Here is a 25,079-nt window from a genome sequence, read left to right as displayed (position 1 = left end):
AAATCTTAGCTTTAGCTGTCCGGTGAAGGGAAACCCGATGTCCTCCCAACCCATCGCCACCGGCCTTCCCGCCGACCAGACCGGCCAGACCGGCGCCGCCGGTTACGGGACCCCGTCCTCGGCCACCGCCCCGGTACCGGCGGTGGCCCTGCCGCGGCAGGCCGCGGCCCGCGACGCCCCGTCCGACCCGGGCGCGGCGCCCCACCGGGGCAGGCTGTCCCCGCGCGCCGGATTCCTCCTGCAGACGTCGATGATCGGCTCGTTCCTCGCCGCGTCCTCGGCCCCCACCCCCCTCTACCCGGTCTACCAGGCCCGCTGGGGGTTCTCCCCGATCACCGTGACCGTCGTGTTCGCCGTGTACGCCCTGGCCGTCCTCGCTGCGCTGCTCACCGTCGGAGCCCTCTCCGACCACATCGGGCGCCGTCCGGTGCTGCTCGCCTCCTCGCTGCTGCTCGCCGCCGCCCTGGCGGTGTTCGCCACCGCCGGCGGGGTGGGGGAACTGACCGTCGGCCGCGTTCTGCAGGGCCTGGCGACCGGCGCCGCCAGTGGCGCCCTCGGCGCCGGCCTGCTCGACCTCGACCGGGCCCGCGGCACCCTGGCCAACGGAGTCGGCCCGTTCACCGGCCTGGCCCTGGGCGCCCTCGGGTCCAGTCTGCTCGTGGCCTACCTGCCCGCTCCCACCCGTCTGGTCTACCTGGTGCTGTGCGCGATCGTGCTCGCCCAGGCGGTCGGGGTCGCGGCGATGCCCGAGACCGCACCGCGCATCCCCGGAGCGCTCGCGTCGCTGCGCCCGACCATCGGCGTACCCGCCGCCGCCCGCCGCGACCTGCTGATCGCCGCGCCCTGCCTGGTCGCATCCTGGGCCCTGAGCGGGTTCTACCTCTCCCTCGGCCCGAGCCTGGCCCGTCTCGTCGTCGACTCCCGCTGGGTCGTGCTGGGAGGTCTCGCGGTCTTCGCCCTCACCGTGACCGCGGCCCTGACGGTGCTGCTCCTGCGCGACACCGCTGCCCGTACCGTGATGTTCCTCGGTGCCCTGGGCCTGCTCGTCGGCGTCGGTGTCACCCTGCTCGGCGCGGACCTTCCCTCCACCCCGACGTTCTTCGTCGGCACCACGCTGGCCGGTATCGGTCTCGGCGCCGGTTTCCAGGGCGGCCTGCGCGTCCTGATCCCCCTGGTCGCCCCGCACGAACGCGCCGGCCTGCTCTCGACCGTCTACGTGCTGTGCTACCTCGCCTTCGGCGTCCCCGCGGTCGTCGCCGGCTACCTGGTCACCCACCACGGGCTGCTGCCCACCGCCCGCGGGTACGGCCTGGTCGTCATGGCCCTCGCCGCGCTGGCGCTTCTCGGCCTGCTCACCCGCGCCCGGCGCCCGGCGCCCGGCGCCTGACGGTCCGGCGGATCAGCCGCCGGTCTTCGGCCAGCGTCCCGACTACTGGGGATACGCCAGCAGCGTGAAGTGCGGGATGCGGCATGCAGGAGGCATGGGCGCGGCCCGAGGTTGCTGGTCCGGGTGAGCTGTTTGCGGTGGAGGGCAGGACCGCTGTGGTCACCGGTGCTGCCGGTGCGTGCCGGTGATCGGCGATCTGTCGACGGAGCGGGGTGTCGATGTTGGAGTGGCTGGGGCGCGTTGGCCGAGGTCGAGCTCAGGGCCGGTCGGTGGCGGTGGTTGTCCCTGACCGGTCGGGGATGAAGATCTCCTCGATGGCCAGGCTGAAGATGTCGGCGAGGGTGAATGCCAGGAGAAGACTGGGGTCGTACCGTTCGGTCTCGATCGCGTTGATGGTCTGCCGGGATACCCGGCATCGGTCGGCCAGGTAGGCCTGGCTCCACCGGCGTTCCGCCCGCAGCACGCGCAGCCGGTTCTTCATCGGCGTAGACGGGTGCGCAGGTCTGCGATCAGCAGCCACATCGCCACGCCGCCGATGGTGATTATCTGGGTGAGCTGGCGTAGCTGGACGATGCCGGCGGCGTCGAGCAGGGCGGCTAGCTGAAGCCCTACCAGGACTGCCGCGAAGGTAATCGCCATGCTCTCCACTTGGATCTTGCGCTGGTACTCGTCGGCGCGGCGGAAGGCGCGCAGCAGTACCCATGCCACGGCGAGCGTGAACGCGCCGCTGGCCCCCAGCCACCAGGCCTTCTGGGCGGCGGTCTGGTCGGGGCCGCTGCCCAGGGCCAGAGCGATCCCGCCGAGGGTGGCGACGGGGAGACCGTCCAGGAAGATCGCCCTGCGGGCGGCGCGTGTCACGTTGTCCCGCCGCGTCTCATCGGTCATGTCATCGGTCATGGCATGAATGTAAAGTCGACTTTCCATAAAGTCAAGTTTGCTTGTCATAGGCGGCCCTGGGCGTCAACGTAGGAGGAGTGAGAGGAGACCGGCGTGGTGTCCCCGCGCGCCTACCTGGCCCATCTCGCGCAGACCGGCCCCGCGCTCTGGCCATCCTCGACCTCGCCGGGCCAAGCCGCGGCCCGGTTCTAACGCCGCCAGGGGGAACGCGACCCGGGGCGCGGCGCCGGCTCGGTCGCCGCCCAGATCCGCCGCCACCGCGCCGTCGGGGTGTTCGGGGCGCCACGCAGCCGCGCGGAGACCGCCGCCGACCCCGCGGCCCCACCCGTCCCACCCGTCCCACCCGGTCGGGGGACCGCCCGCGGGCTGGTCCGACCGGGGAAGCCCCCACCACCGGCCGCACCGCCGGGGTCCCCGGCGGTGCGGCCCGCCGGCTCGGACCCCGCCGGGGTCGCTGCGACGTCCGGGGCCGAGCGCGCCGCCGGCACCTGCGCCGCATCCCCGACCCGCGCCTCCTCAGCCGTCCCAGCCGTATCGGGCAGACCAGCCGCACCGGGCAGACCAGCCGCACCGGGCAGACCCGAGGCGAAGGCCGCCCGCGTCGCCTCCCACCAGGAGGTCGCGTCCTCGGCGCAGAGCCGGTCGACCTCGGCGGCCAGCCGCGCGGTGAACGCCCGCACATCCTCACCCGGCGCGGGGCGCATCGGCCGGCCGAACCGCACCGACACCGGCGGACGGCCCGCCACCGGCCAGGACCGTCCCCGCGGCATCGCCGCGTACGCACCCCGCAGCCCCACCGGAACCACCGGCACCCCCGCGTTGATCGCCAGATAGGCGGCCCCCAACCGGAACCGGCCCCGCGCCCCGTCCCGCGACCGCGTCCCCTCCGGGAAGATCACCAGGTTCCAGCCGTCCCCCAGCAGGTTCATCGGCGTCGCCGACGGCGCCCCACCGTGCCGTTCGATCGGCACCGTCGCGAACGCGAACGCACTCGACGCCCCCCGCCAGGCACTGTCGAAGAAATAGTCCGCCGCCGCCGTCACCACCGTACGCGCCCGCACCCACCCGGGCACCGTGCACAACAGCAGCGGGGCGTCCAGATGACTGCTGTGATTCGACACGATGATCACCGGGGTGTCGCGGACCCCGTCGAACGCCTCCGCACCGTGCACCGCCACCGTCAGCGTCGTCCGCAGCAGCGGGCGCATCACCCCACGCAGAAACACCCCCCGGGCGGCCCGCGCCGCCGGGCGACGCGCCCACGCGGTCGGGAACTCCCGCGGCACCTCGGGGACCCGATGCGCCTCGGCGCTGCCCGGGACCGGCCCGCGGCCCCCCGGCCGCCACCCGGCCAGCACCGCCCGCAGCCCCACACCCCGTCGCGGCCTACCCGCCATCCCGTTCACCTCTGCCCCTGCCGATCCGGTCCACCGCTGGCACCTGTGCTCCGCCGCGCATGGCCACCGCGTCCCAGCCGGCGACCGCACGATCCGTGACCCGCATCTCCCGCGGTCACCGTACTTCGGCGATCAGATGGGGTGGGGAGTGCAGATAGGTGATAGACGGATCACGGCCCACCGATCCCGACACCATCTCCAACGCATCCGCCAACGTCGACGCCGCCCGGAACCCCAGCCGCGCGCACGCCGCCCGATCACCGCCCACCCACACCACATCCCCCACATGGGCCATCGCCGGCGCCGCCTCATACCAGCGGTGGAACGGATGCACCCCGTGATGAGCAAGCGACGTCCGATACAGCGACGCATACCAGGGATCGGTGGCGTACTGCCGTTCGAACTTCGCCTCCACCGTCGCAGCCTCGGTCGACTCGGCGAGCACCTCCTCGTAGAAGTCCACGTAGGAGGGGTGATGCAGCTGGGAGAACCGTGGCGTCAGCGGATGGTAGACGATCAACGCCCCGTTCTCGCGGACCACCGGCCGCCCCCGGTACCGGCCGAAAACCTCCCCGAGCGCGCCGTGCGCCGCCAGCACCGGGTTGACCACCGCACCCGCGTCGAACGGCCCGAACGGGCCCAGCCCGACGACAACGACGTCGCTTTGCCCATCGACGGTGACCCGCTGCTGGGCGTCGACCGCCGCCGCCGCGACCGCCGCGACCGCCGTAGGATCCCCCGCGCTCACCGAGGTGACCGCATAGTCGGCAGCGAAGTCACGCAGCAGCCGGCGGCGCGCCCGCGACCCCACCAGCTCCAGGCCACGGCCCAGCCCGACCGCCATCGCCTGATCGGCCAGCGACCACTCCCACTCCCGGCGGGTCAGGAACGGATAGTGCACCGGCGCCGTCGCGGCGTTCACCGTCACCGCGACGGCGAACACCCGCACCGCCTCGCACAGCAGCCGACCCATCCGCGCCGCCGGACCCGGCGGCGCACCAACCCCCCCATCCCCGACGCCGCCAGCGCCGTCCCCGGGCAGGCCGACGCGGCGGACCGCCGCGGCGACGCTGTGCACGTGACGCAGCGTCGCATACGACGACAGGCCGGTCACGAGCCCGCCCGCACCGACCGCCGCCGGGCTCTGCACGACCCCGACGTGCACCAGCAGGTCGGCGGCGGCGACCCGGCGGGAAACCTCCACCTGCTCGTCGGCGTCGGTCACCCCCACGACGGTGAGATTGTCAGGATCCTCCGCGTCATGGCTGCGCAACTGTCCGGGCCAGAACGAGCGGAACACCCGCTCCCCGACGATCCGCTCCACCTCGCCGGCGCTCAACCGCCGGTTCAACCCGTTCGCCACGACCAGCGCCACATCGTCGACACCGGCCGCCGCCGCCGCCGTCAGCACCGCCTCGATGATCCGCCCCCGCACATCCGGGCGACGCATCCGCGGCAACGGCGTCGACAGATCGTCAAAACTGATCGTCAGCCGCATCCCCGGACGCAGCAACGCCGCCAGCGGCTCGCTGCCCACCGGCGCCGCCAACGCCGCGGCGATCGCCGCATCGACGTCACCGACCCCGGGCAGCGACTCGGGCGGATACACCACCCGTGTCCCGAGCGGGAACTGCTCGAGCAGCACGCCCTCACCCTGGTGCACCAGCAGCGGGGGAGTCCGCTCGTCAACCTCGAGCACGAACCCCGGTCTCACCAGCATGATCCCTTCCACGTCCGGCACGAAGGGACAACCCCTCCGTGTTGGCGCCCCGCCCGGCGGCGCAGCCCCGCCATGACCCCACCCGCCCCGGCCCTCGGCCCGATCCCGGCACGCCCGCTCACAGCGCCACCGTCGGATCGAACGCAATCCGCACCGCACCGAGCCGACCCGCGCACAACGCGTGCTCCAACGCCTCCCGCCAGCGGGTCAGCGGATACGTCGCCGCGACCACCCCGTCCAACGGGGCGCCGGCGGCCAACGCGAACGCCCGGGCCAGCACCGAAGGCGCCGCGCCGCGCCGCGCCGCGCCCACCAACTCCAACCCCCGCGCCCACAGCGGCGTCAGATCCACCCGGCCCGTGGGCACACCCGAAAGCACCACCCGCCCCCCCGCCCGGGTCGTGCGCAGCGCCGTGGACAACGACGACGCCCGCCCCGCCGCGTCGAACGCGACATCCACCCCGCCGAGCAGGAACGCCCCACCCGCCCGCGGCGACACCCGCATCGCATGCGTGGCCCGACGCACCCCGGCGACCGCCCCGTCCGGGTCGAACACCACGTCCGCCCCGAACCGGCGCGCCAGCTCCGCCTGGCGGGGATACTTCGCCACCACCGCCACCTGCCCCGCCTCGGTATGGGCCCGCAACGCAAGCACCGTGCACAACCCGGCCGCCCCCGCCCCGACGACGAGGACCCGCTGCCCGGCGCCGACCCGCGCCCGGTCCACGGCATGCACCGCGGCGGCCAGCGGGTCGACGAGCACCGCCCGGGCATCCGGCAACGTCGCGGGCACCGGGCACAGCTGCCCACGGTGGGCGAGCATCACCCGGCTCCACCCACCGCCGCCCACCCCCCGCGCCCACCCGCCGTCACCGACTCTGCCGTCACCGGTCCCGGGACCGCTGCCCGGCGCCGGATCGACAACGACCCGGTCCCCGGCCGCCAGCACCCGCCCGTCGTCCAACGTCACCGACTCCTGCACCTCGGCGACGACCTCCTGACCCGGCACGAACGGCAGACCCACCATCGCCGTCAGATAGGCCGACACCCGACCCGTCACCAACGCCAGATCCGACCCGCTGATCCCCGCCAGCCGCGGCCGCACCGTCACCCACCCCGGACCCGGCACCACCGGATCACCATGCTCGACATAGCGCAGCGGCGCCGCCACCCCGGCCAGCCCCGACCACCCCGACGGCCCCGCCCCGACCAGCCGCGACGCCGCCTGCCGCGACACCGACGCATACAGCTCCAACCCGCGGGTCACCGCCCACCCCCCGACACCACGACCCCCGCCGGCCCCGTGCCCGGGCCTGGCCTTGAGCTCAAGGCCGCCGCCCCCGCCCGCGCCGCCGCGGCCCGCAGGCCACGCTCCCGACGGTCCCCGACGACCAGACGCGGCTCCCCGGCCGCCGACGCCCACTCCTCGATCGGCCACCCCGCCCCCCGCGCCACCTGATGCAACGCGAGATCCGGGTTCACCGCCACCGGGTTACCGACCGCCCGCAGCAACGGCAGATCCGACTGGCTGTCCGCATACGCCCACGACACCCCCAGATCCGCCCCCAACACCCGCGCATGATGATCAATGAACGCCGCCCGCGCATCCCCGACCAGCGGCGAGGACTCCAACCGGCCGGTCAGCAGACCATCCGCACCCACCTCCAGCCGCGCGGCGACCACATCGTCGAACAACGGCGCGAACGGCCGCGTCAACACCTCCACCGCCCCGGTCAGCAGCACCGTGCGATGCCCCGCCGCCCGATGCTCACGCACCCGACGGATCCCCGCCGGTTTCACCCGCCGCAGCAGAATGTCCCCGGCGACCTCCACCACCAGCCGTTCCAACTCCGCCGGATCCACCCCCGCGTAGCGCGCGTACACCGACCGCATCAGATGCCCCCGGTCACGACGCTCCGCACGCACATACCGCGGCAACGCCACCGCCAGCGACGCAAGCTCCCGCACCCGCCGCGGCGCCGAGGCGTCCGCCAACCGCATCCACAGATACGACTCGATCACCGTCGCCGACGCCACCGCCCCATCCAGGTCGAACACCGCCAGCACCCCGTCACCGGCGGCCAGATGCCCCGACAGCCGCCGCGGCGGCGCGGGATCACGCGGCCGGCGCAGCACCGCCGTCACCGCCGGGCAGTGCACGTCCTGCAGATAGTGCCGCCAGTCGAAACACGCCGGATCAAACCCGAACTCCGCCTGATCGGCCGGATCCATCGCCGCGTGCAACGCACCCGTGGCGTCGTCGACATAGACCAGCTCCGCCTTCGTGTACGCCCGGTACACATCCGAGTAGCGGCGCAGAAACCCCACCCGGCTCTCCGCCCGCTCCAGCTCCCCGGCAAACCGGCGCACCCGATCCGAGGGCGGGGCATGCTCCAACGCCCGGCCCGCCAACCCCACCAGCCGCTCCGAGCGACGCAGCTTCGCCTCCACCGCCGCCGCCCCCGCGAACGGCCACTCCGGCACCGCGAACGTCCCCCGACCGCGCCGCGGCAACGGATCGGCCTGGAAATAGTCCCGCACATAGGCGTACAGATCCCGAAACAGCAACGGATTACGAAAACCCGAACACACCGTGTAATAGGCCGGGGTGTCCGCCGGCGGCACCACCGCCGCCGCCGCCAGGATCGCGTTGACAACCAGATCCACCGGGATGATGTCCACCACCGCGTCCGGGGAGGCGGGGAAGTCCGGCAGCTCACCGCGGCCATAGGCCAGGATCAGCGGCTCGGCCATCTTGAACCCCTCGATCCACCCCGGGAACGGCCGGCGCAGCGCACTCTCGATGATCGAGGGACGGACGACCGTCAACGGCAGATCCCCGTGATGATCCTCCAGATACCGCTCACCCAACGCCTTGGTGAACGTGTACGCATCCGTCCACCCCAGCACCTGCGCCCGCTCACCCCCGGCCGTCACCATCCGCCGCGCCACCCACGCCCGGCGCAGCCGCTCCGCCTCCGCCGACACCGTCTGCGCCCCGGCGGCGGCGAACCGCCGCGACGCCTGCGCCCGAAACCGCGCCGAACACTCCGGCGCCCGCGAGGCGTCCTCGGTCTGCTGGCGCACCCGCGACGCCGCATCCCACTCGACCCGCCAGTCCACGTCATGGGCCAGCGGCCCCTCGGCGATGTGCCCCGAACGCAACCCCGCCACATACGCCGTCGACACATGCACCAGATGAGGCCTGGCCCCCCCGGCCGCAAGCGCCCGCAGCAGCTCCGCCACCCCACCGACGTTCGTGGTGAACGCCTCGTCGACCGGCGGGTCGAACGACACCTCCCCGGCACAGTGGATGACCACGTCGAGGTCGGCGGGCAGATCCGGCATCGACGCCAGATCCCCCTCGATCACCTCCACCCGCTCGGCGAGCAGCGCCGCCACCCCCGCCGCACCCAACCCCTCCCGCAACCCGCGAAACGCCGGCTTCCGCATCATCCGCGCCAGCCGCGCCGCCCCGCTGTGACTGCCCCGCGGCCGCACCAGCGCCACCACCGCCGTGTCGGGGAAGTCCGACAGCAACCGTTCCAGCAGCGCCTCCCCGACGAACCCGGTCACCCCGGTCACCAGGACCCGCCTGCCCGCGAGCCGCTCACGCAGCCCCACCCTGACCTCCGCTGCCGTCACCTGCACCGCCACCTGCTCGTCCGGTGAGCATCCGCTGCACCGCTGCGCCGCCTGGGCCCTGCTCGTCCGGGTGGGCACCCGCCCACCCGAAGCTCACCCGGAGGGCAACAGTAGGCGACGATCCGCCCCCGCGACGTCAACCGGCGCACCGCCTGCGTGTGCCCACGCCGAGGTACGCAGGGAAACCTACCGTCACCAGGGCAGCGCCATGACGGGCAGCCCCACCACCCACCCGCCGAGATGACCCTGCGCGTCACTGCGACAGCCGGACGAACACGCCCGCTCAATCGGCAACCGGACGAACACGCCGGCTGAGGCCGTCCACGGCCTCAGCCACCCGCGGCCTCGGCCAGCGCCCGCACCAGCCGCGTGCACGAACCGGTCAGCCCCCACCGTTCGGCGAGCGCCCCCACCGCCGCCGGATCGACCGGCGCCGCCGGCAGCAGATCAGCGAAGGCACCCACCGGCACGTCCCGCACCACCGCCACCACCCCCACCGCGGCACGCACATAGTCCCGGGCGCCCCGCAACCGACGCCGCGCCCCGGCCGGCAGACCCGCGCCGCCGTCGGCGTCAACCGCGGCGAGCACCGCCGCGAGCGACCCGAACCGGGTCAGCAGCGCCGCGGCGGTCTTCGCCCCGATCCCCGCCACCCCCGGCAACCCGTCACTGGGATCACCGCGCAGCACCGCGAAATCGGCATAGGCCCGCCCCGGAACGCCGTAGCGTGCCGTCACCGCCGCCTCGTCCACCACCGCGAACTTCTCCACCGCGTACCGCACCCGCACCCCGGCCGCGTCGTCGACGAGCTGGAACAGGTCCCGGTCACCGGTCAGAATGTCCACCTCCCCCCGGTGACGGGTCGCCAGCGTCGCGATCACGTCGTCAGCCTCGAACCCGGCGGCCTCCGCCCGGGCGATCCCGAACGCGTCGAGGACCTCGTCGATGATCGGGAGCTGGGCGAGCAGGTCGCCGTCCACCCGCTCGACCTGCCCGCCCCCGCCGGCCTCGCCGGCCCCGACGTCGGCGACCCGGTGCGCCTTGTAGGACGCCAGCAGCGCCACCCGGAACGCCGGCCGCCAGTCGGCGTCGAAACACGCCACGACCCGCTTCGGGCGCACCTCGCCGATCTGCCGGGCCAGCACGTCGAGCAGTCCCCGCACCGCGTTCACCGGCGTGCCGTCGGGAGCCCGCACCGAACGCGGCACCCCGAAAAACGACCGGAAGTACAGCGACGGGGTGTCGACAAGCATCAGCCGACCGTCCGCCCCCGCCCGCTCACCCACAAACACCGTCCCACCCTCCCCGCACACAGCCGGTACCCATCCCAGCGGCTATCCCCACGGGACCAGACCACGGACCAGAAACATCCACATCATCCCCCGTCCTCCTGCATACGCTCCGAACGTGCTGGAAGATCTCGACCGTCAAATCGTGCAGATGCTGTGCCGAGATGGGCGTATGAGCTTCACCGACCTCGGCCGAGCCACCGGCCTGTCGGTCTCCGCCGTCCATCAGCGCGTCCGACGCCTGGAACAGCGTGGAGTGATCACCTCCTACACGGCGCTCGTCGACCCCGCCCAGGTCGGCCTGCCCCTGACCGCCTTCATCTCGATCACACCGATCGACCCGAGCCAACCCGACGACGCCGCCGACCGGCTCGCCCACATCGTCGAGATCGAGGCCTGCCACAGCGTCGCCGGCGACGAGAGCTACCTGCTCAAGGTGCGAGTCGCCACCCCCGGCGACCTCGAGACGCTGCTGCAGCAGATCCGCGCCGCCGCGAACGTCTCCACCCGCACCATGGTCGTGCTCTCCACCCCCTACGAAGGACGCCCCCCCGCCCTGTGAACACCCGCCGGACCAACCCCCGCCCCGGACCGCCCCCGGACCGGAGCGCCGCTCACCGCACCAGGGCACGGCCACCGCCCGGATCGAACAGATGGATCCGCGTCACGTCCAGGGCGGCAGACTCACCACCGTGACCGACGACGCCCCCCGACCCGCCCGCACCATCCTGTACCGGGGCGGGCGCATCCACACCCCGGCCGACCCGTTCGCCACCGCGATGCTCACCGACGGCGACACCATCGCCTGGGTCGGCTGCGACGCCGTCGCCACCCATCTCGACGCCGACACCGTCATCGACCTCGACGACGCCCTGATCACCCCCGCCTTCGTCGACGCCCACGTCCACACCACCGCCACCGGCCTGGCCCTGTCCGGCCTCGACCTCACCGGCACCCCCACCCGCGCCGCCGCCCTGTGCGCCCTCACCGCACACGCCCACCGCCACCCCACCACCACCCTGTTCGCCACCGGCTGGGACGAGACCACCTGGACCGACGACCCACGCCCACCCACCGCCACCGACCTCGACCGCGCCGCTGGCGGCGCGGTCGTCTACCTCGCCCGCGTCGACGGCCACAGCGCGGTGATCTCCTCCGCGCTCGCCGCCGCATCCGGCGCCCCCCACCACCCCGGCTGGCACCCCGACGGCACCGTCACCGGCCACGCCCACCACCTCGCCCGCCGGACCGCCGACGCCACCCTGACCCCCACCGGGCGCCGCGACGCCTGGAACACCACCCGCACCCGCGCCGCCGCCCTCGGCATCGTCGCCCTGCACGAGATGGCCGGACCCGACATCTCCTCCGCCGACGACCTCGCCGGCCTGCTCGCCCACGCCCGCGCCGTCCCCGGACCCGACATCGTCGGCTACTGGGCCGGGGACATCGCCACCGCCGTCGAACTCGGCACCGCCTGGGGCGGCGACGCCTTCGTCGACGGCTCCCTCGGCTCCCACACCGCCGCCCTGCACACCCCCTACGCCGACATCCCCCACATCCGCGCCACCACCCACCTCGACGCCGACACCATCCGCGACGCCGTCCTCGACTGCGCCGACGCCGGCCTACAGGCCGGCTTCCACGCCATCGGCGACGCCGCCATCACCACCGTGCTGGACGGCCTCGAAGCCGCCGCCACCACCCTCGGCCACAACCAGATCACCGCCGCCCGCCACCGCCTCGAACACGCCGAAATGACCACCCCCGACCACCTGCCCCGCATCGCCGCCCTCGGCCTCGTCGCCAGCGTCCAACCCGCCTTCGACGCCCGCTGGGGCGGCGAGAACGGCATGTACGCCACCCGCCTGGGCCCCACCCGTGCCGCCGCCATGAACCCCTTCGCCGCCATGAACCGCGCCGGCATCCCCCTGGCGTTCTCCTCCGACGCCCCCGTCACCCCCCTGGACCCCTGGGGCGCCATACGCGCCGCCGTCACCCACCACACCCCCACCGCCCGCCTCTCCGCCCGCGCCGCGTTCACCGCCGCGACCCGAGGCGGCTGGCGCGCCGCCCGCGCCGACACCGACGGCCACGGCACCCTCGCCCCCGGCGCCCCCGCCACCTACGCCGTCTGGGCCGTGCCCGGCGAACTCGTCGCCCAGGTCCCCGACGACCGCATCGCCGCCTGGTCCACCGACCCCCGCGGCGCCGTCGCCGCCCTGCCCGACCTGTCCGCGCCCGCCCCGACCTGCCTACGCACCGTCCTGCGCGGCCGCATCCTGCACGACACCCTCACCTGAACACCGGCCCCGCCCGACCTGCCCACGCACCGTCCTGCGCGGCCGCGTCCCCCTCGGCTTCGAGTCAGCTTCGAGCGTCAGGGCCGCCACACGCCCGCCGACCAGGACCGGCGTGCTCAGCACGACCCGTGTGACCGAAACTGGTCCAGTGACCCCACCGCCCGCCCGCCCGCCCCACCAAGCGGCCGGTGACACGGCCCCCATCCCACCAGCCGTCCCCGAACCGCGCGTGAACGGCGAACCACCCGTGAACGGCGAACCAGGCATGGGCCCGCGGCCAGACCCGGCGGACCCGCAACCCACCCTGAGATCCACCTTGAGATCCACCCTGATCCGCCACACCCGACGCCCACTCGCCGCGCTCCTCGGCGGCGCCCTGCTCTACCTCGCCACCCCACCGGTCGGCTGCTGGCCCCTGGCCCCCGTCGCGGTCACCCTGCTCACCCTCGCCGTCCGCAACCGGCGTCTGCGCGCCTCCTACGGCCTGGGACTGCTGTTCTCCCTCGCCTTCTGCATCCCCCTCCTGCGCTTCGTCTCCTTCGTCGGCGCAGACGGATGGCTCGTGCTCTCCCTCGCCGAAGCCGCCATCCTCGCCCTCGTCGCCCCCGCCACCACCCTCGTCTGGCGGCTACCCGGCGCCTGGCTGTGGACCGCCGCCGTCTGGGTCGCCCAGGAAGCGCTGCGCAGCCGAGCGCCCTTCGGCGGCTTCCCCTGGGGACGACTCGCCTTCACCCAGCCCGACAGCCCCTTCACCGCCCTGGCCGCCCTCGGCGGCGCCCCCGCCGTCACCGCCGCCGTCGCCGCCACCGGCGCCCTGACCGCCCTCACCATCGTCAGGATCACCACCCCCGCCCGCGGCACACCCACCCCCCGCACCCTCCCAACAGCCGCCACGGCCCGCCGCCTCGCCGCCCCCATCCTCGGCACTGCCGCCCTCACCCTCACCGGCCTGCTCGTACCCCTGCCCACCGCCCCCGAGCACGGCACCCTCACCGTCGCCGCCATCCAGGGAAACGTCCCCGCCGACGGCGGCTACCGCGCCCTCGGCCGCGCCTTCCAGGTCACCGCCAACCACGTCACCGTCACCAGGCACCTCGCCACCGACGTCACCACCGGAACACACCCACAACCCGACCTCGTCCTGTGGCCGGAGAACTCCTCCGACCTCGACCCCCTCACCAACCCCGCCGTCGCCACCGCCCTGCGCGCCGCCGCCCGCACCGCCGGCGCCCCCCTCCTCGTCGGCGCCGTCCTGGGCGGCCCCGGACCAGGCCACCTCCGCAACGCCGGCATGATCTGGACCGCTGACGGCTTCACCGGCCAGATGTACGTCAAACGCCACCCCGTCCCCTTCGCCGAATACCTCCCCGGCCGCGCCCTACTCGAAAAACTCATCCACCGCTTCGCCGACGAGATGCCCAGCGACTTCCTCGCCGGCACCACCCCCGGCGCGCTCCACGCCGCCGGCACCACCATCGGAGACATCATCTGCTTCGAAGTCGCCTACGACGGCCTCGTCCGCGACACCGTCAACCACGGCGCCGATATCCTCGTCATCCAGACAAACAACGCATCCTTCGGTCGCAAAGGTGAAAGCCAACAGCAACTCGCCATGTCACGTCTGCGCGCAGTCGAACACGGCCGGGCCACCGTCCAGGTCTCCACCAGCGGTGAAAGCGCCCTCATCACTCCCGACGGCACCCTGCTCGCCAAAACCGGCCTCTACGAAGCAGGCATCCTCACCGCCGCGCTACCCCGACGCACCACCCGCACCCTCGCCGACCAGGCCGGGATCCTCCCGGAGGCGGTTCTCATCGCCCTCGGCCTGACCGCCATGATGGCAGGGGTGATCCACGCCCGGCGAACCCGTCCCACGGCCCGGACCGTGACACCGCCAACACCGACATGACCGCCACCCCGTAGCCGGCACACCACCAAACCCCATGACCCCGCGAAACGACACCGACAGCGCCACCCACCGTGACGCCACCCGGGCAGACACCACCGCGGACATGGTCCCTGACCAGGAGAGGAAGCGCGTGGATCCCAACCGCGTTGTCGTCTGCGTCCCGACCTACAACGAACGGGACAACCTACCGGACACCGCCCGCCGCCTGCGGACGGCCAACCCGACGGTCGACCTGCTCGTCATCGACGACGCCAGCCCCGACGGCACCGGGAAGATCGCCGACGAACTCGCCGCCTCCGACGACCACATCCACGTCCTGCACCGCGAAGGCAAATCCGGCCTCGGCACCGCCTACGTCGCCGGGTTCTCCTGGGCACTACACCACGGCTACACCGTCATCGTCGAAATGGACGCCGACGGCTCCCACCAACCCGAGCAGCTACCCCGCCTGCTCGCCGCCCTCGACCACGCCGACCTCGTCATCGGATCCCGCTGGATACCCGGGGGAGAGGTCCGCAACTGGCCGCGGCGCCGCTTCCTGCTCTCCCGCGGCGCCAACCTCTACGTCCGCGCCGCCCTCGGCATACCCCTACGCGACGCCACCGCCGGCTTCCGCGCCTACCGCGCCGACGTCCTCCGCGACCGCGACCTGCACCGCGTCACCTCCCAGGGCTACTGCTTCCAGGTCGACCTCGCCTGGCAGGCCTGGCGCCGCGGCTTCCGCGTCCGCGAAGTCCCCATCACCTTCGTCGAACGCGAACGCGGCACCTCCAAGATGAGCAACGCCGTCGTCGCCGAAGCCCTCTGGCGCGTCGCCTGGTGGGCCGCCACCACCCGACGCCACCGCCCCACCCCGAAGACAACCACCGACACCACACCCCACGAGCCCCTCCACACCCCCCAGGACCGCAACGTCACCCAGGACCGCAACGTCACCTCCGGCCACGCCTGAATCCGACGCCCACCGGCCGAACCGGCCCCCCACCACCGCCCAACACCCGACCGCCCAACACCCGACCCGAGGCCGCACGCAACCAGTCGGCACAACACGATGCGACACCCGGCCGGACCCGACGCGGCCACCACGGCCGCCCGGGCACGGCTCAACCCGCCCCGTGCCCGGCAGCCCACCCCACGAACACGACACAACGAACCGACCGCGGACACGGCGAAAGGTCGGACACGGCAACCACCCCGCGCCCGACCCCTACCGCACAACCACCCAAACGATCAGGCCGATCAGGCTGAACGCCTGTCCGTACCGGCACCCCGCAGAACGGCCAACCGCTCCGCCAGGACCTCTTCAAGGTCATCCGTCGTCCGACGCTCCATCAGCATGTCCCAGTGCGTACGCGGCGGCTTCGCCTTCTTCGGCTCAGGCCGCTCACCATCGACGATGACCGACGCCCCACCACAAACCCTGCACTCCCACACCGACGGCACCTCGGCCTCAGCCGCGAAGGGCATGGTGAACTGGTGGCCGTTCGGACAGTCGTAGGACGCGGACTGCCGTGGGGCAAGCTCGGTGCTGCGGTCAGTCTCGTAGGACACAGCACCGAGACGGCTTCCCCGCAGGATGCGCTCGCCCATATAACTCCTCCGAGCGTCGAGACGTGTGCAACTACCCCTCGATAACGTTCCAGCCAGCCCAGGCGTTCCCACCGACGAAGGACCACCAACACAACCATGAACACCCAACGCTCCCACTCCACCACAAAATACCGCACCGCCCACTCCCGAACCCTGCACACCACCACCCTCGGCATCACCCGCGCCACCATCGGCATCCTCGCCCTCAGCCGCCCCGTCGACATCATCCGCCTCACCGGCGTCGACCGCGTCACAGCCGGCAGACTCGCCTGGCTCGCCCGACTCGCCGGCATCCGCGACCTCGCCCTCGGCACCGGCCTCCTCCACGCCCTGATCACCCGCCGCGACACCACCACCTGGCTGTGGACCGGAATGATCGCCGACGCCGCGGACGTTGCCGTCCTTGCAACCGCCACCACCCGCGGCGAACTCCCACCCATGATCGGCACCGCCATGACCACCGCCGCCCTCGGCGGCGTCACCGCCGCCGTCCCCCTCGCCCTGCCCCGACACCACCCGAACACCGACCCACCACCGACCATCGACACCGGGGGAGAGCACCACCACCCCGCCCCACCCACTCCCACCCGCAGAAAGGCAGCCACGACACCATGACCGACCCCCACGACACCACCGGACCCGACAAAATCGTCAAGACCGACGAGCAGTGGCGCGCCGAACTCGACCCCGAGCGCTACGCCATCCTCCGCCGCGCCGCCACCGAACCCCCCTTCACCGGCGCCTACACCTACAGCAAAGAAAACGGCACCTACCGCTGCGGCGGCTGCGGCGCCGCCCTGTTCACCTCCGACACCAAATACGACTCCGGCTCCGGCTGGCCCAGCTTCACCCAACCTGCCGTCGCCGACGCCCTCGAACTCGTCGAAGACCACTCCCACGGCATGATCCGCACCGAAGTCCGCTGCGCCCGCTGCGGCGGACACCTCGGCCATGTCTTCGACGACGGACCCGGCCCCACCGGCCAGCGCTACTGCATGAACAGCCTCGCCCTCGACCTCGACCCCCACTGAAGCCGCCTCCAGGTAAACCGTTTCCCCCGCAGCCCGGGCTGCCAGGCACAGGGAAGCAGGGCCCACACCTCGGCGGGTTCACGCCGGGCCCTCCCCCACCCACCAAAAACGCCGATAATGAGCATTATGTCAAGTAGAGCTGGTCGCAGGGCCTCCCCTCCTCGGCCCCGGGCCGCTCAGCCGCAGTTGATTCACCGGCCCGGCTGAACGTGACACACCTCGACCGGTGGCGTCCCCGGCCAGCGATGTCCCCCATCCGGATGCCGCCGGTCAAACCCGGCCGTCACCGGCCATACGAGGCTTCCATGCCTACCAATGATCAACTTGGCTTGATCTGCCTTTACTCCCCTGGTGCTGGTTGGTGTTTTTGTTTTTGATCATGGCATGTGAGATGTCGTCAACACTGTTGATTATCTTGAAGTGAATGTGGGGGACCTGGGCACGGTCCGCGGTCCCCCAGCGGACCGTCACCGCCCATGCCTTGAACAGCTCGGCAGCCGCGCCCTGGATGACGGCGTTACGGGCGAACCTGCCCCGGGCCGCCTCCGGGACGGCGACGTTCGCCGCCGCGTCGGGATCGTCGGGCGGGTCGGCAGCGGATGCTGCGGCGACCTGGCGCTCCGAGCTACGAGCTGCTGATCGACGAGGCCGCGGTCCGGCGACCGTCCGCGCCGCCGCCGGTGATGCGCGAGCAGCTCGCGCATCTGGCGGCTCGGGCCGACGAGGAGAACGTCACGGTGCGGGTGCTGCCGATCGAGGCGGTGGTCCGCGACTACCAGACGTTGCCGGGAGCGCTGTCGCTCTACACCTATCCCGATCCGGGCGACCCGGTGGTGGCGGCGATCGAGTCCATCACCACCGACGTCATCGTGACGGATTCCGCGCAGGTCGCACGGTACGCCGAGCGGTACGACCTGCTGGCCGAGGTGGCGCTGTCCCCCGGCGACAGCGTCGAGTTCATCAGCCAGGCCGCGACGAAGCTGCCTGACCGTTAGGAAGCGACCACCATGAACAGTGCCGTGAGCACCCCCGCCTTCGCCTCCCTCGTCACCGCCTGGCGCAAGTCCAGCCGCAGCGAGCCGACCGCCAACTGTGTTCAGGTGGCCGCGGCCGGGGCTGGCGCGGCCCGCCGGATAGGCGTCCGCGACTCCAAATTCCCGTCAGGCCCTGATTTGTGGTTCACCCCGGCCGTCTGGGCGGCCTTCGTCGACCAGACCAGGCGGCAGCCCGGCGCGCAGATCCGGGACGGCGGCGTCATCACCGGGCACATTCCGGCCGAGCAGGTCCCAGCGGACTTCCACAGGGACGACAAGGTCTTCGAGCCGGGACGGCCGGCGATCACGATGCGCGGTACCGCCGGTTTGGATGGCCCGGTCCTCTACTTCACCGAGGTCGAGTGGGAGGCCTTCGTCGCCGGCGTGACGGCCGGCGAGTTCGACGACCTGCCCGGCGGCCTGGCGGAGGAGCCAGGGCGCCCCAGCCGGTAGCGTCACCGACGTCCCAGCCGTCAGGGGCCGCAGCCATTCAGAGGGCTGCGGCCCCTGACGCGTTCTCGCGTCCTTTCGCCCCGCCGCGCGGCGCCGAAACCCGTTGGGGCTTGTCACATTCGGTCCGAACTCGGATACTGCCCTCACGATGTGCGTTGCTGCACTGTGCAGAGCTGTGCGCAGTGATACGCACTGGCAGTCCGGGGAGGCCTGGCGTAAGCGGGCGTCACCGTCGTGGCAGAGGCCGCGTTCCAGGACCGGCTCTGGACCCCCATCTGGAACCGCTCACCGCCCACGCCGACGTGCGAATCATCCGCTGCACCGTCGACGCCGCCGTCGCCCACCAGCGGATCACCACCCGCGCCGGGCTCGATCCCCACCGCACTGCCCACGGCGACCGCGACCTCCTCGACGACATCGCCGCCGGCCGCCACTCTCTGGATGGCTTCGTCGACATCAGCCTGGACCTCCCGCGGCTCCCCGTCGACACCAGCGACGGCTACCGCCCCGGTCTCGACACCATCGCGGCGTTCCTCACCGAGTCCGTCCCGTGAGCGCTGAGCCGTCGGACGGGTCTGGCAGGCCGTGTCGACTCAGCCCGCGGCAGCTGCCGTCTCGGTGGCGCGCAGGTAGCTGTACACCGTCTCGCGGCTGACGCCGAACTCGCGGGCCAGATCGGACTTCTGCTCGCCGGCGGCGGCGCGCGCGACCAGATCCCGGGCCTGGCCCGGGGTCAGGGCGGGCTTGCGGCCGGTGTAGGCGCCGCGCTGCTTCGCGGCGGCGATGCCCTCGCGCCGGCGTTCGAGGATCAGTGCGCGCTCGAACTCGGCGAACGCGCCCATGACGGACAGCAGCAGGGTCGCCATCGGCGAGTCCTCGCCGATGAAGGTCAGGCCCTCCTTGACGAACTCGACCCGCACGCCCTTGGCCGTGAGGGTCCGCACGATGCGGCGCAGATCGTCAAGGTTGCGGGCGAGGCGGTCCATCGAGTGCACGAGCACGGTGTCGCCCTCGCGGACAAACGCGAGCATCTCGTCGAGCTTCGGCCGATCGGCATCCTTCCCGGACGCCTTGTCCGTGAACAGCCGCTCGGCCTCGACCCCGTCTAGGCGAGCGGCACGCGCGTCGCGGACCGCGCCGACCACCAGACCCAGCGGGGTGCCAGCAACGCCTCGATCCCGGCGAGCACCCGCGCGGCCTGGCCGGCCCCGGCCAGGGGAACCGCGAGCCGCACCACGCCCGGCGCCACCGCACCGCCCGCCCCACGCGGGCCGTCCCTACCCTTCAGACCCTCCGGGCTGTCCGCACCCTCCCGACCGTCCGTGTCCTCCCGACCGGTGCCACCGCTCACCGTGGGCGCGGACGCGGCCCGGGGCCGGTAGGCCACCCCGAGGCCGGCTCCGCCCAGCGGGACCAGGGCGAGCAGATCCCGGCGGACGAACCCGTCGGCCCGCAGCCGGGCGAGCAGGCCCGACTCCGGGTAGGACGGGGATGCCGACGTCACTGGTCGATTCTCACCGGCGGGTCCGACAGTTCGCGCCCCTCCGGGACGGTGCTCACGGCTGTCGGGCCAGTACTCACGGTCGCGGTGCCAGGGTCCACGGCACCCCCGGCGGCCAGTGGCAGCCCGGTGACGCGACGCGCCCGAAGAGCTAGAAAGCCGAAATGCCCACGTTGGAAACGTTGAGCGGCAAGAATCCGACGACGGGAGATCGGAACCTTCGCGGGAAGAGGCGGTTTCATGGCAGGACGGGACAGCGAGTACGAACGCCCCATCCTGCTCAGCTGCGGCGGCTGCGACGTGCGCTGGACGGCGCTGACCGCGGCGCACTGCCCGTCCTGCCACGAGACCTTCGCCGGCACCACCACCGGCTTCGACGCGCATCGGGTGAAGGGGGCCTGTCTTTCCCCGGAACGGGCCGGGTTACGCCGCGACCGCGGATACTGGCTCAGCGGAGACGAACAGCCGCCCGGCCGCATCCTGCGGGTCTCCGACCGGCAAGGCGGTTCGGCCGGCCCCGCGGGCGCCCGCGGTGGCGCCGGAGGCGGGGCCCGAGGTGGCGCCGGCACGGTACGGATGGCCGGCTGACCGAGCCCTCCCCCTTGTGTTCCCCGGCTGCGGTCCCGCAGCACCCGGACGCCGTCGCAGACCGCTCTCCCCCGTCCAGGGACGCTTCCGTTGGGGTAAAGGGGCCCGGCAGTGAAGATTCGACCGAGATGGCACGCTTAAAGCCCATGCCGGTTTTTTCCGGCCAAGCTATGACGTTCGACGTCGTTTCTCAACGCCCCGCGCCGGCGTCCACTCGGCGGGCGGCGATCCGTTTGGCGGTGGGCCACCGCACGTCGTGCGCCCAGCCGAGCTTCTCGAACAGGCGGATGAGTGCGGCGCTGGGATCGATCTGGCCGGGCAGGACGCCGTGGCGGGCGCTGGTGGGGTCGGCGTGGTGCAGGTTGTGCCACGACTCCCCCAGCGAGGGTATGGCCAGCCACCACACGTTGCTGGAGCGGTCCCGGGCCGCGAACGGTCGGGTGCCGATCGTGTGGCAGATCGAGTTGATGGAGAAGGTGACGTGGTGCAGCAGCGCGATACGGACCAGCGCTCCCCAGAACAACGCGGTCGCGGCCCCGGCCCAGGACATGCTCCACAGGCCGCCGACCAGCGGCGGCAGCAGCACCGAGGCGGCGACGAGCCAGGGGAAGCGGGCCGAGATCGCCGCGATGTCCCGATCGGCGAGCAGATCCGGGCAGAACGTCTCCGGCGCGGTCCGTTCCGGGTGGAAAAGCCATCCGACATGGGCGTGCAGGAACCCTTTCGCCAGGCCCCTGCCATGATGACCGAAACGCCACGGTGAATGCGGATCAGCTGCCTGGTCGGAGTATTTGTGATGCCGCCGGTGGGCCGCGACCCAGTCGGTCACCCCCATTTCGATGGCGAGGCTCCCGGCGACGGCGAGGATTATCCGCAGCGGCCGACCGGTCCGGAAGGAACCATGCGTGAACAGCCGGTGGTAGCCCACGGTGACACCGAATCCGGTGATCAGGTACATGACGGCACCGATGACCAGGTCGTGCCAGCCCAGCCCCCACCCCCAGGCCAGCGGGACCGCGGCGAGCAGGGCAAGCAGGGGCACGACGATGAAGAACGCGAGCAGAACCTGCTCGCCGAGGGTCTTCGACTGGTCCGCCACGTCGGGACGGGTCGACCGCCTCGGCCCGGTGGCCCTGGCCGGGAGCGGCGGCCCCGACGGCAGGGTCGGGTCGGGGCGGGACCGGCCCGGCGGACACCCGTCGTAGTCACCGGGCCGGGATGCTGCGACGCGCGCCGCGGCAGAACCGAGGGTGCCCGATCCGAGGGTGCCCGATCCGAGGGTGGTCGTGGGGATGGATTTGGCCGTACCGGACGTGGTAGCCGTACCGGACGTGGTGACGGTAGATTTTATGATAACGGAATCGGTGCTGCCGGATACAGCGGCAGAGGCGGCGATGGCCGACTGCAGTTCGGATTCACGGGACACGTGTTTCCCTCCGTGTCTGGGGGATTGTCAGTGCTACCTGTGGTCGGTTTTCCGGATCGGGGCGTTGGTGCTACCCGCCAGAACCGGGTTGGGTGTACCCCCGCATCGAGGCGCGGAAAGCGGACTTCACGAACACCGTCCGTCCCGGGTAGCAGAGCGTCACGGGCCGCCCACCCGAGAGCCGTGGGCGGCGTTCGTCAGGCACGATCGAACGACCATGACACTCACCGACCACCTTCCCCCGACTTCCGGCACCGGCCATGACGGCGAACGGGCCGCCCACCCGAAGGACCCCCACCCGAAGGACCCCGACTCGAAGAACCCGGACCTGACCGGCCCCGACGACGGGCCCGGCGGCGGGCCCGATCCCGACGCACTCTATGACGCGTTCACCAGGTGGGTCGCAGAGCAGGGGCTGGAGCTGTACCCGGCGCAGTCCGAGGCGCTGATCGAGATCGTCTCGGGGTCGAACGTGATCCTGGCGACGCCGACCGGGTCGGGCAAGAGCCTGGTCGCGGCGGGGGCGCACTTCGCGGCGCTGGCGGCGCGGCGGCGTACCTTCTACACCGCGCCGATCAAGGCGCTGGTGTCGGAGAAGTTCTTCGCGTTGTGCGCGATGTTCGGCGCGGCGCAGGTCGGGATGATGACCGGGGACGCCAGCGTGAACGACACGGCGCCGATCATCTGCTGCACGGCGGAGGTACTGGCGAACATCGCGCTGCGCGACGGGGTCGCCGCCGACGTCGGTCAGGTCGTCATGGACGAGTTCCACTACTACGCCGACCCCGACCGCGGCTGGGCCTGGCAGGTGCCGCTGCTGGAACTGCCGCACACCCAGTTCATCCTGATGTCGGCGACGCTCGGTGACGTGTCGCTGTTCGAGGCGGACCTGACGCGGCGCACCGGGCGCGAGACCACGGTGGTGCGCTCCGCGCAGCGTCCGGTGCCGCTGTTCTACCGGTTCGTCACCACGCCGATGCACGAGACGATCGGTGAGCTGCTGGAGACCCACCAGGCTCCCGTCTACGTCGTGCACTTCACCCAGGCGCAGGCGTTGGAACGGGCGCAGGCGCTGATGAGCGTGAACGTGTCGACCCGGGCGGAGAAGGACGCGATCGCGAGGACGATCGGGAACTTCCGGTTCACCGCCGGGTTCGGCAAGGTGCTGTCCCGGCTGGTCCGCCACGGCATCGGGGTGCATCACGCCGGAATGCTGCCGAAGTACCGCCGGCTGGTGGAGCAGCTCGCCCAGGCGGGGCTACTGAAAGTCATCTGCGGCACGGACACCCTGGGGGTGGGGATCAATGTGCCGATCCGCACGGTGGTGTTCACCTCCCTGTCGAAGTACGACGGGAGCAGGGTGCGGCTGCTGTCGGCACGGGAGTTCCATCAGATCGCCGGGCGGGCCGGGCGGGCCGGCTACGACCCGGTCGGCAACGTCGTCGTGCAGGCCCCCGAGCATGTGATCGAAAACGAACGCGCGTTGGCGAAGGCCGGGGACGATCCGAAGAAGCGGCGCAAGGTGGTCCGCAAGAAGCCCCCCGAGGGCAGCGTCGGGTACGGCCTGGCGACGTTCGAACGGCTCATCGCGGCCGAACCCGAGCCGTTGACCTCCCAGTTCACCGTGAACCACGCGATGCTGCTCAACGTGATCAACCGGCCGGGGGACGCGTTCGCGTCGATGCGCCACCTGCTCACCGACAACCATTCGGATCGCGCCACTCAGCGCCGGCTGATCCACCGGGCGATCGCGATCTACCGGGCGCTGCTGGCGGCCGGGGTGGTGGAGCGCCTCGACACCCCCGACGAGCTTGGCCGCGGCGTGCGGGTGACGGTGGACCTGCAGCTCGACTTCGCGCTCAATCAGCCGCTGTCCCCGTTCGCGCTGGCCGCGCTGGAGCTGCTCGACCCGGCCTCCCCCTCCTATGCGCTGGATGTGCTTTCGGTGCTGGAGGCGACCCTGGACAATCCCCGGCAGGTGCTGCACGCCCAGCTGTCGAAGGCGAAGGGGGAGGCGGTCGCGGCGATGAAGGCCGAGGGCGTCGACTACGACCGGCGGATGGAGCTGCTGGAGGAGGTCAGCTATCCCCAGCCGCTGGCGGAGCTGCTGGGCGCGGCGTTCGGCCTGTACCGGCGGGGGCATCCCTGGGTCGACGACTACGAGCTGGCGCCGAAGTCGGTGGCGCGGGAGCTCTACGAGCGGGCGATGACGTTCGCCGAGTACGTGGCGTTCTACGGGCTGGCCCGCTCCGAGGGGCTGCTGCTGCGCTACCTGGCCGACGCCTACAAGGCGCTGCGCCAGACGGTGCCCGAGGACGCCCGCACCGAGGAGGTCGTCGACCTGACCGAGTGGCTGGGGGAACTGGTCCGCCAGACCGACTCCAGCCTCCTCGACGAGTGGGAGCGGCTGAGCAACCCGGCCGGGGACGGCGCGGGCGCCACGGCGGGCACCACGGCGAGCGGTGGTGGCGTCGACGAGCGGCCACCGGCGGTCACGGGCAACATCCGGGCATTTCGGGTGTTGGTGCGCAACGCGCTGTTCCGCCGGGTCGAGCTTGCCGCGCTGCGCCGCTACGACACGCTCGGCGAGCTCGACGGCGGGTATGACGGCGGGTTCGACGCCGACGGGTGGCGGGCGGCGTTGGAGCCGTACTTCGCCGAGCATGGCGAGATCGGCACCGGTCCGGACGCGCGGGGGCCGGGTCTGCTCATCCTCGACGAGAAGCCGGGGACGCCGGGGACGTGGACGGCGCGACAGATCTTCGACGACCCGGCCGGGGACCATGACTGGGGCTTCAGCGCGGAGATCGACCTGACCGCCTCGGACGAGGCGGGGGTCGCGGTGGTCCGGGTCACCGCCGTCGACCGATTCTGACGCCCGTAAAGGAACACGAAATCCGCCCCCACTAGGG

Annotated in this window: 23 protein-coding genes; 12 read left to right on the top strand and 11 right to left on the bottom strand. The window is 72.3% G+C overall.

The genetic code is table 11. The annotated features are described in order from the left end of the window. The first annotated feature begins 37 nt into the window (after positions 1-37). Positions 38-1,387, top strand: a complete 1,350-nt coding sequence (locus tag FRANCCI3_RS11465) for an MFS transporter (RefSeq protein ID WP_011436696.1) — start codon at positions 38-40, stop codon at positions 1,385-1,387. Between the two features lie 256 nt (positions 1,388-1,643). On the opposite strand, the gene FRANCCI3_RS11460 is transcribed toward FRANCCI3_RS11465, so the two are convergent. From FRANCCI3_RS11460 to FRANCCI3_RS11430, 7 genes are all read right to left on the bottom strand, one after another. Beyond that, the gene (locus tag FRANCCI3_RS11460) at positions 1,644-1,868 is read right to left on the bottom strand and encodes a helix-turn-helix transcriptional regulator (protein ID WP_011436695.1); all 225 of its coding nucleotides are present in this window, start codon (positions 1,866-1,868) and stop codon (positions 1,644-1,646) included. Then, a complete protein-coding gene (locus FRANCCI3_RS11455; RefSeq protein ID WP_232235128.1) occupies positions 1,865-2,284 on the bottom strand; it encodes a hypothetical protein in 420 nt (139 codons plus the stop codon). The genes FRANCCI3_RS11460 and FRANCCI3_RS11455 overlap by 4 nt, the downstream gene beginning before the upstream one ends. Positions 2,285-2,472: 188 nt before the next feature. Then, complete coding sequence (locus FRANCCI3_RS11450; RefSeq protein WP_011436693.1) at positions 2,473-3,681, bottom strand: lysophospholipid acyltransferase family protein; 1,209 nt, start codon at positions 3,679-3,681, stop codon at positions 2,473-2,475. A 115-nt stretch (positions 3,682-3,796) separates the two neighbouring features. Next, entirely contained in the window at positions 3,797-5,401 is a 1,605-nt protein-coding gene (locus FRANCCI3_RS11445; RefSeq protein WP_011436692.1) for a lactate racemase domain-containing protein, read from the bottom strand. Positions 5,402-5,519: 118 nt separating this feature from the next. Continuing rightward, on the bottom strand, positions 5,520-6,668 hold the full coding sequence (locus FRANCCI3_RS11440) for a zinc-dependent alcohol dehydrogenase (protein WP_011436691.1): 1,149 nt from the start codon (positions 6,666-6,668) through the stop codon (positions 5,520-5,522). After that, a complete protein-coding gene (locus FRANCCI3_RS11435) occupies positions 6,665-9,025 on the bottom strand; it encodes an HAD-IB family phosphatase (RefSeq protein WP_023841330.1) in 2,361 nt (786 codons plus the stop codon). The genes FRANCCI3_RS11440 and FRANCCI3_RS11435 overlap by 4 nt, the downstream gene beginning before the upstream one ends. Positions 9,026-9,375: 350 nt before the next feature. Next, positions 9,376-10,299, bottom strand: coding sequence for a 5'-3' exonuclease (locus FRANCCI3_RS11430; RefSeq protein WP_082456744.1), 924 nt, complete (start codon positions 10,297-10,299; stop codon positions 9,376-9,378). A 157-nt stretch (positions 10,300-10,456) separates the two neighbouring features. Between FRANCCI3_RS11430 and FRANCCI3_RS11425 the strand changes: the two genes are divergently transcribed. The 4 genes from FRANCCI3_RS11425 (at position 10,457) to FRANCCI3_RS11410 (ending at position 15,496) form a co-directional block, all read left to right on the top strand. Further along, positions 10,457-10,897, top strand: coding sequence for an Lrp/AsnC family transcriptional regulator (locus FRANCCI3_RS11425; RefSeq protein ID WP_193359376.1), 441 nt, complete (start codon positions 10,457-10,459; stop codon positions 10,895-10,897). 91 nt (positions 10,898-10,988) lie between these two features. After that, positions 10,989-12,635 (top strand): amidohydrolase, encoded by a 1,647-nt coding sequence (locus FRANCCI3_RS11420; protein ID WP_011436687.1) that lies wholly within the window; start codon positions 10,989-10,991, stop codon positions 12,633-12,635. Between the two features lie 316 nt (positions 12,636-12,951). Then, positions 12,952-14,544 (top strand): apolipoprotein N-acyltransferase, encoded by a 1,593-nt coding sequence (gene lnt / locus FRANCCI3_RS11415; protein ID WP_236701506.1) that lies wholly within the window; start codon positions 12,952-12,954, stop codon positions 14,542-14,544. 34 nt (positions 14,545-14,578) lie between these two features. After that, positions 14,579-15,496: a polyprenol monophosphomannose synthase gene (locus tag FRANCCI3_RS11410; protein ID WP_011436685.1), complete on the top strand. Its 918-nt coding sequence runs from the start codon at positions 14,579-14,581 to the stop codon at positions 15,494-15,496. A 287-nt stretch (positions 15,497-15,783) separates the two neighbouring features. Here FRANCCI3_RS11410 and FRANCCI3_RS11405 read toward each other — a convergent pair whose 3' ends face one another. Further along, positions 15,784-16,134 (bottom strand): RNA polymerase-binding protein RbpA, encoded by a 351-nt coding sequence (locus tag FRANCCI3_RS11405; RefSeq protein WP_011436684.1) that lies wholly within the window; start codon positions 16,132-16,134, stop codon positions 15,784-15,786. Between the two features lie 96 nt (positions 16,135-16,230). Between FRANCCI3_RS11405 and FRANCCI3_RS11400 the strand changes: the two genes are divergently transcribed. From FRANCCI3_RS11400 to FRANCCI3_RS11375, 5 genes are all read left to right on the top strand, one after another. Beyond that, positions 16,231-16,749 (top strand): hypothetical protein, encoded by a 519-nt coding sequence (locus FRANCCI3_RS11400; protein ID WP_011436683.1) that lies wholly within the window; start codon positions 16,231-16,233, stop codon positions 16,747-16,749. Continuing rightward, on the top strand, positions 16,746-17,165 hold the full coding sequence (gene msrB / locus FRANCCI3_RS11395) for a peptide-methionine (R)-S-oxide reductase MsrB (RefSeq protein ID WP_011436682.1): 420 nt from the start codon (positions 16,746-16,748) through the stop codon (positions 17,163-17,165). The genes FRANCCI3_RS11400 and msrB overlap by 4 nt, the downstream gene beginning before the upstream one ends. A 599-nt stretch (positions 17,166-17,764) precedes the next feature. Beyond that, positions 17,765-18,160, top strand: a complete 396-nt coding sequence (locus FRANCCI3_RS11390; RefSeq protein ID WP_011436681.1) for a DUF5753 domain-containing protein — start codon at positions 17,765-17,767, stop codon at positions 18,158-18,160. A gap of 12 nt (positions 18,161-18,172) precedes the next feature. Then, positions 18,173-18,652, top strand: a complete 480-nt coding sequence (locus FRANCCI3_RS28730; protein ID WP_011436680.1) for a DUF397 domain-containing protein — start codon at positions 18,173-18,175, stop codon at positions 18,650-18,652. Between the two features lie 302 nt (positions 18,653-18,954). Next, positions 18,955-19,206, top strand: a complete 252-nt coding sequence (locus tag FRANCCI3_RS11375) for a hypothetical protein (RefSeq protein ID WP_023841324.1) — start codon at positions 18,955-18,957, stop codon at positions 19,204-19,206. A gap of 39 nt (positions 19,207-19,245) precedes the next feature. Here the strand turns inward: FRANCCI3_RS11375 and FRANCCI3_RS11370 are convergent, their stop codons facing one another. Next, the gene (locus tag FRANCCI3_RS11370; protein WP_369807843.1) at positions 19,246-19,800 is read right to left on the bottom strand and encodes a recombinase family protein; all 555 of its coding nucleotides are present in this window, start codon (positions 19,798-19,800) and stop codon (positions 19,246-19,248) included. Then, on the bottom strand, positions 19,758-20,156 hold the full coding sequence (locus tag FRANCCI3_RS11365) for a hypothetical protein (protein ID WP_011436677.1): 399 nt from the start codon (positions 20,154-20,156) through the stop codon (positions 19,758-19,760). Before FRANCCI3_RS11365 ends, FRANCCI3_RS11370 begins: the two co-directional genes overlap by 43 nt. Before the next feature lie 237 nt (positions 20,157-20,393). Here FRANCCI3_RS11365 and FRANCCI3_RS11360 point away from each other — a divergent pair, with 237 nt between their 5' ends. Further along, positions 20,394-20,741 carry a hypothetical protein gene (locus FRANCCI3_RS11360; protein ID WP_011436676.1) on the top strand — a complete coding sequence of 116 codons (348 nt, stop codon included), beginning with the start codon at positions 20,394-20,396 and terminating at the stop codon, positions 20,739-20,741. Between the two features lie 190 nt (positions 20,742-20,931). On the opposite strand, the gene FRANCCI3_RS11355 is transcribed toward FRANCCI3_RS11360, so the two are convergent. Then, positions 20,932-21,840, bottom strand: coding sequence for an acyl-CoA desaturase (locus FRANCCI3_RS11355; RefSeq protein WP_011436675.1), 909 nt, complete (start codon positions 21,838-21,840; stop codon positions 20,932-20,934). A 544-nt stretch (positions 21,841-22,384) separates the two neighbouring features. Between FRANCCI3_RS11355 and FRANCCI3_RS11350 the strand changes: the two genes are divergently transcribed. Further along, a complete protein-coding gene (locus FRANCCI3_RS11350; protein WP_011436674.1) occupies positions 22,385-25,042 on the top strand; it encodes a DEAD/DEAH box helicase in 2,658 nt (885 codons plus the stop codon). Positions 25,043-25,079 lie beyond the last annotated feature (37 nt).

Origin of the sequence: Frankia casuarinae (assembly GCF_000013345.1) — a bacterium.
Taxonomy (GTDB): domain Bacteria; phylum Actinomycetota; class Actinomycetes; order Frankiales; family Frankiaceae; genus Frankia; species Frankia casuarinae.
The sequence above is the reverse complement of the archived record's forward strand: the minus strand, read 5'-3'. Positions and strand labels throughout refer to the sequence as shown.

Coding starts and splice junctions, on each gene's coding strand:
- FRANCCI3_RS11465 (WP_011436696.1), top strand. CDS start 38: ATGTCCTCCCAACCCATCGCCACCGGCCTTCCCGCCGACCAGACCGGC.
- FRANCCI3_RS11460 (WP_011436695.1), bottom strand. CDS start 1,868: ATGAAGAACCGGCTGCGCGTGCTGCGGGCGGAACGCCGGTGGAGCCAG.
- FRANCCI3_RS11455 (WP_232235128.1), bottom strand. CDS start 2,284: ATGACCGATGACATGACCGATGAGACGCGGCGGGACAACGTGACACGC.
- FRANCCI3_RS11450 (WP_011436693.1), bottom strand. CDS start 3,681: ATGGCGGGTAGGCCGCGACGGGGTGTGGGGCTGCGGGCGGTGCTGGCC.
- FRANCCI3_RS11445 (WP_011436692.1), bottom strand. CDS start 5,401: ATGCTGGTGAGACCGGGGTTCGTGCTCGAGGTTGACGAGCGGACTCCC.
- FRANCCI3_RS11430 (WP_082456744.1), bottom strand. CDS start 10,299: ATGCTTGTCGACACCCCGTCGCTGTACTTCCGGTCGTTTTTCGGGGTG.
- FRANCCI3_RS11420 (WP_011436687.1), top strand. CDS start 10,989: ATGGATCCGCGTCACGTCCAGGGCGGCAGACTCACCACCGTGACCGAC.
- FRANCCI3_RS11410 (WP_011436685.1), top strand. CDS start 14,579: ATGACCCCGCGAAACGACACCGACAGCGCCACCCACCGTGACGCCACC.
- FRANCCI3_RS11405 (WP_011436684.1), bottom strand. CDS start 16,134: ATGGGCGAGCGCATCCTGCGGGGAAGCCGTCTCGGTGCTGTGTCCTAC.
- FRANCCI3_RS11400 (WP_011436683.1), top strand. CDS start 16,231: ATGAACACCCAACGCTCCCACTCCACCACAAAATACCGCACCGCCCAC.
- msrB (WP_011436682.1), top strand. CDS start 16,746: ATGACCGACCCCCACGACACCACCGGACCCGACAAAATCGTCAAGACC.
- FRANCCI3_RS11390 (WP_011436681.1), top strand. CDS start 17,765: ATGCTGCGGCGACCTGGCGCTCCGAGCTACGAGCTGCTGATCGACGAG.
- FRANCCI3_RS28730 (WP_011436680.1), top strand. CDS start 18,173: ATGAACAGTGCCGTGAGCACCCCCGCCTTCGCCTCCCTCGTCACCGCC.
- FRANCCI3_RS11360 (WP_011436676.1), top strand. CDS start 20,394: ATGGCAGGACGGGACAGCGAGTACGAACGCCCCATCCTGCTCAGCTGC.
- FRANCCI3_RS11350 (WP_011436674.1), top strand. CDS start 22,385: ATGACACTCACCGACCACCTTCCCCCGACTTCCGGCACCGGCCATGAC.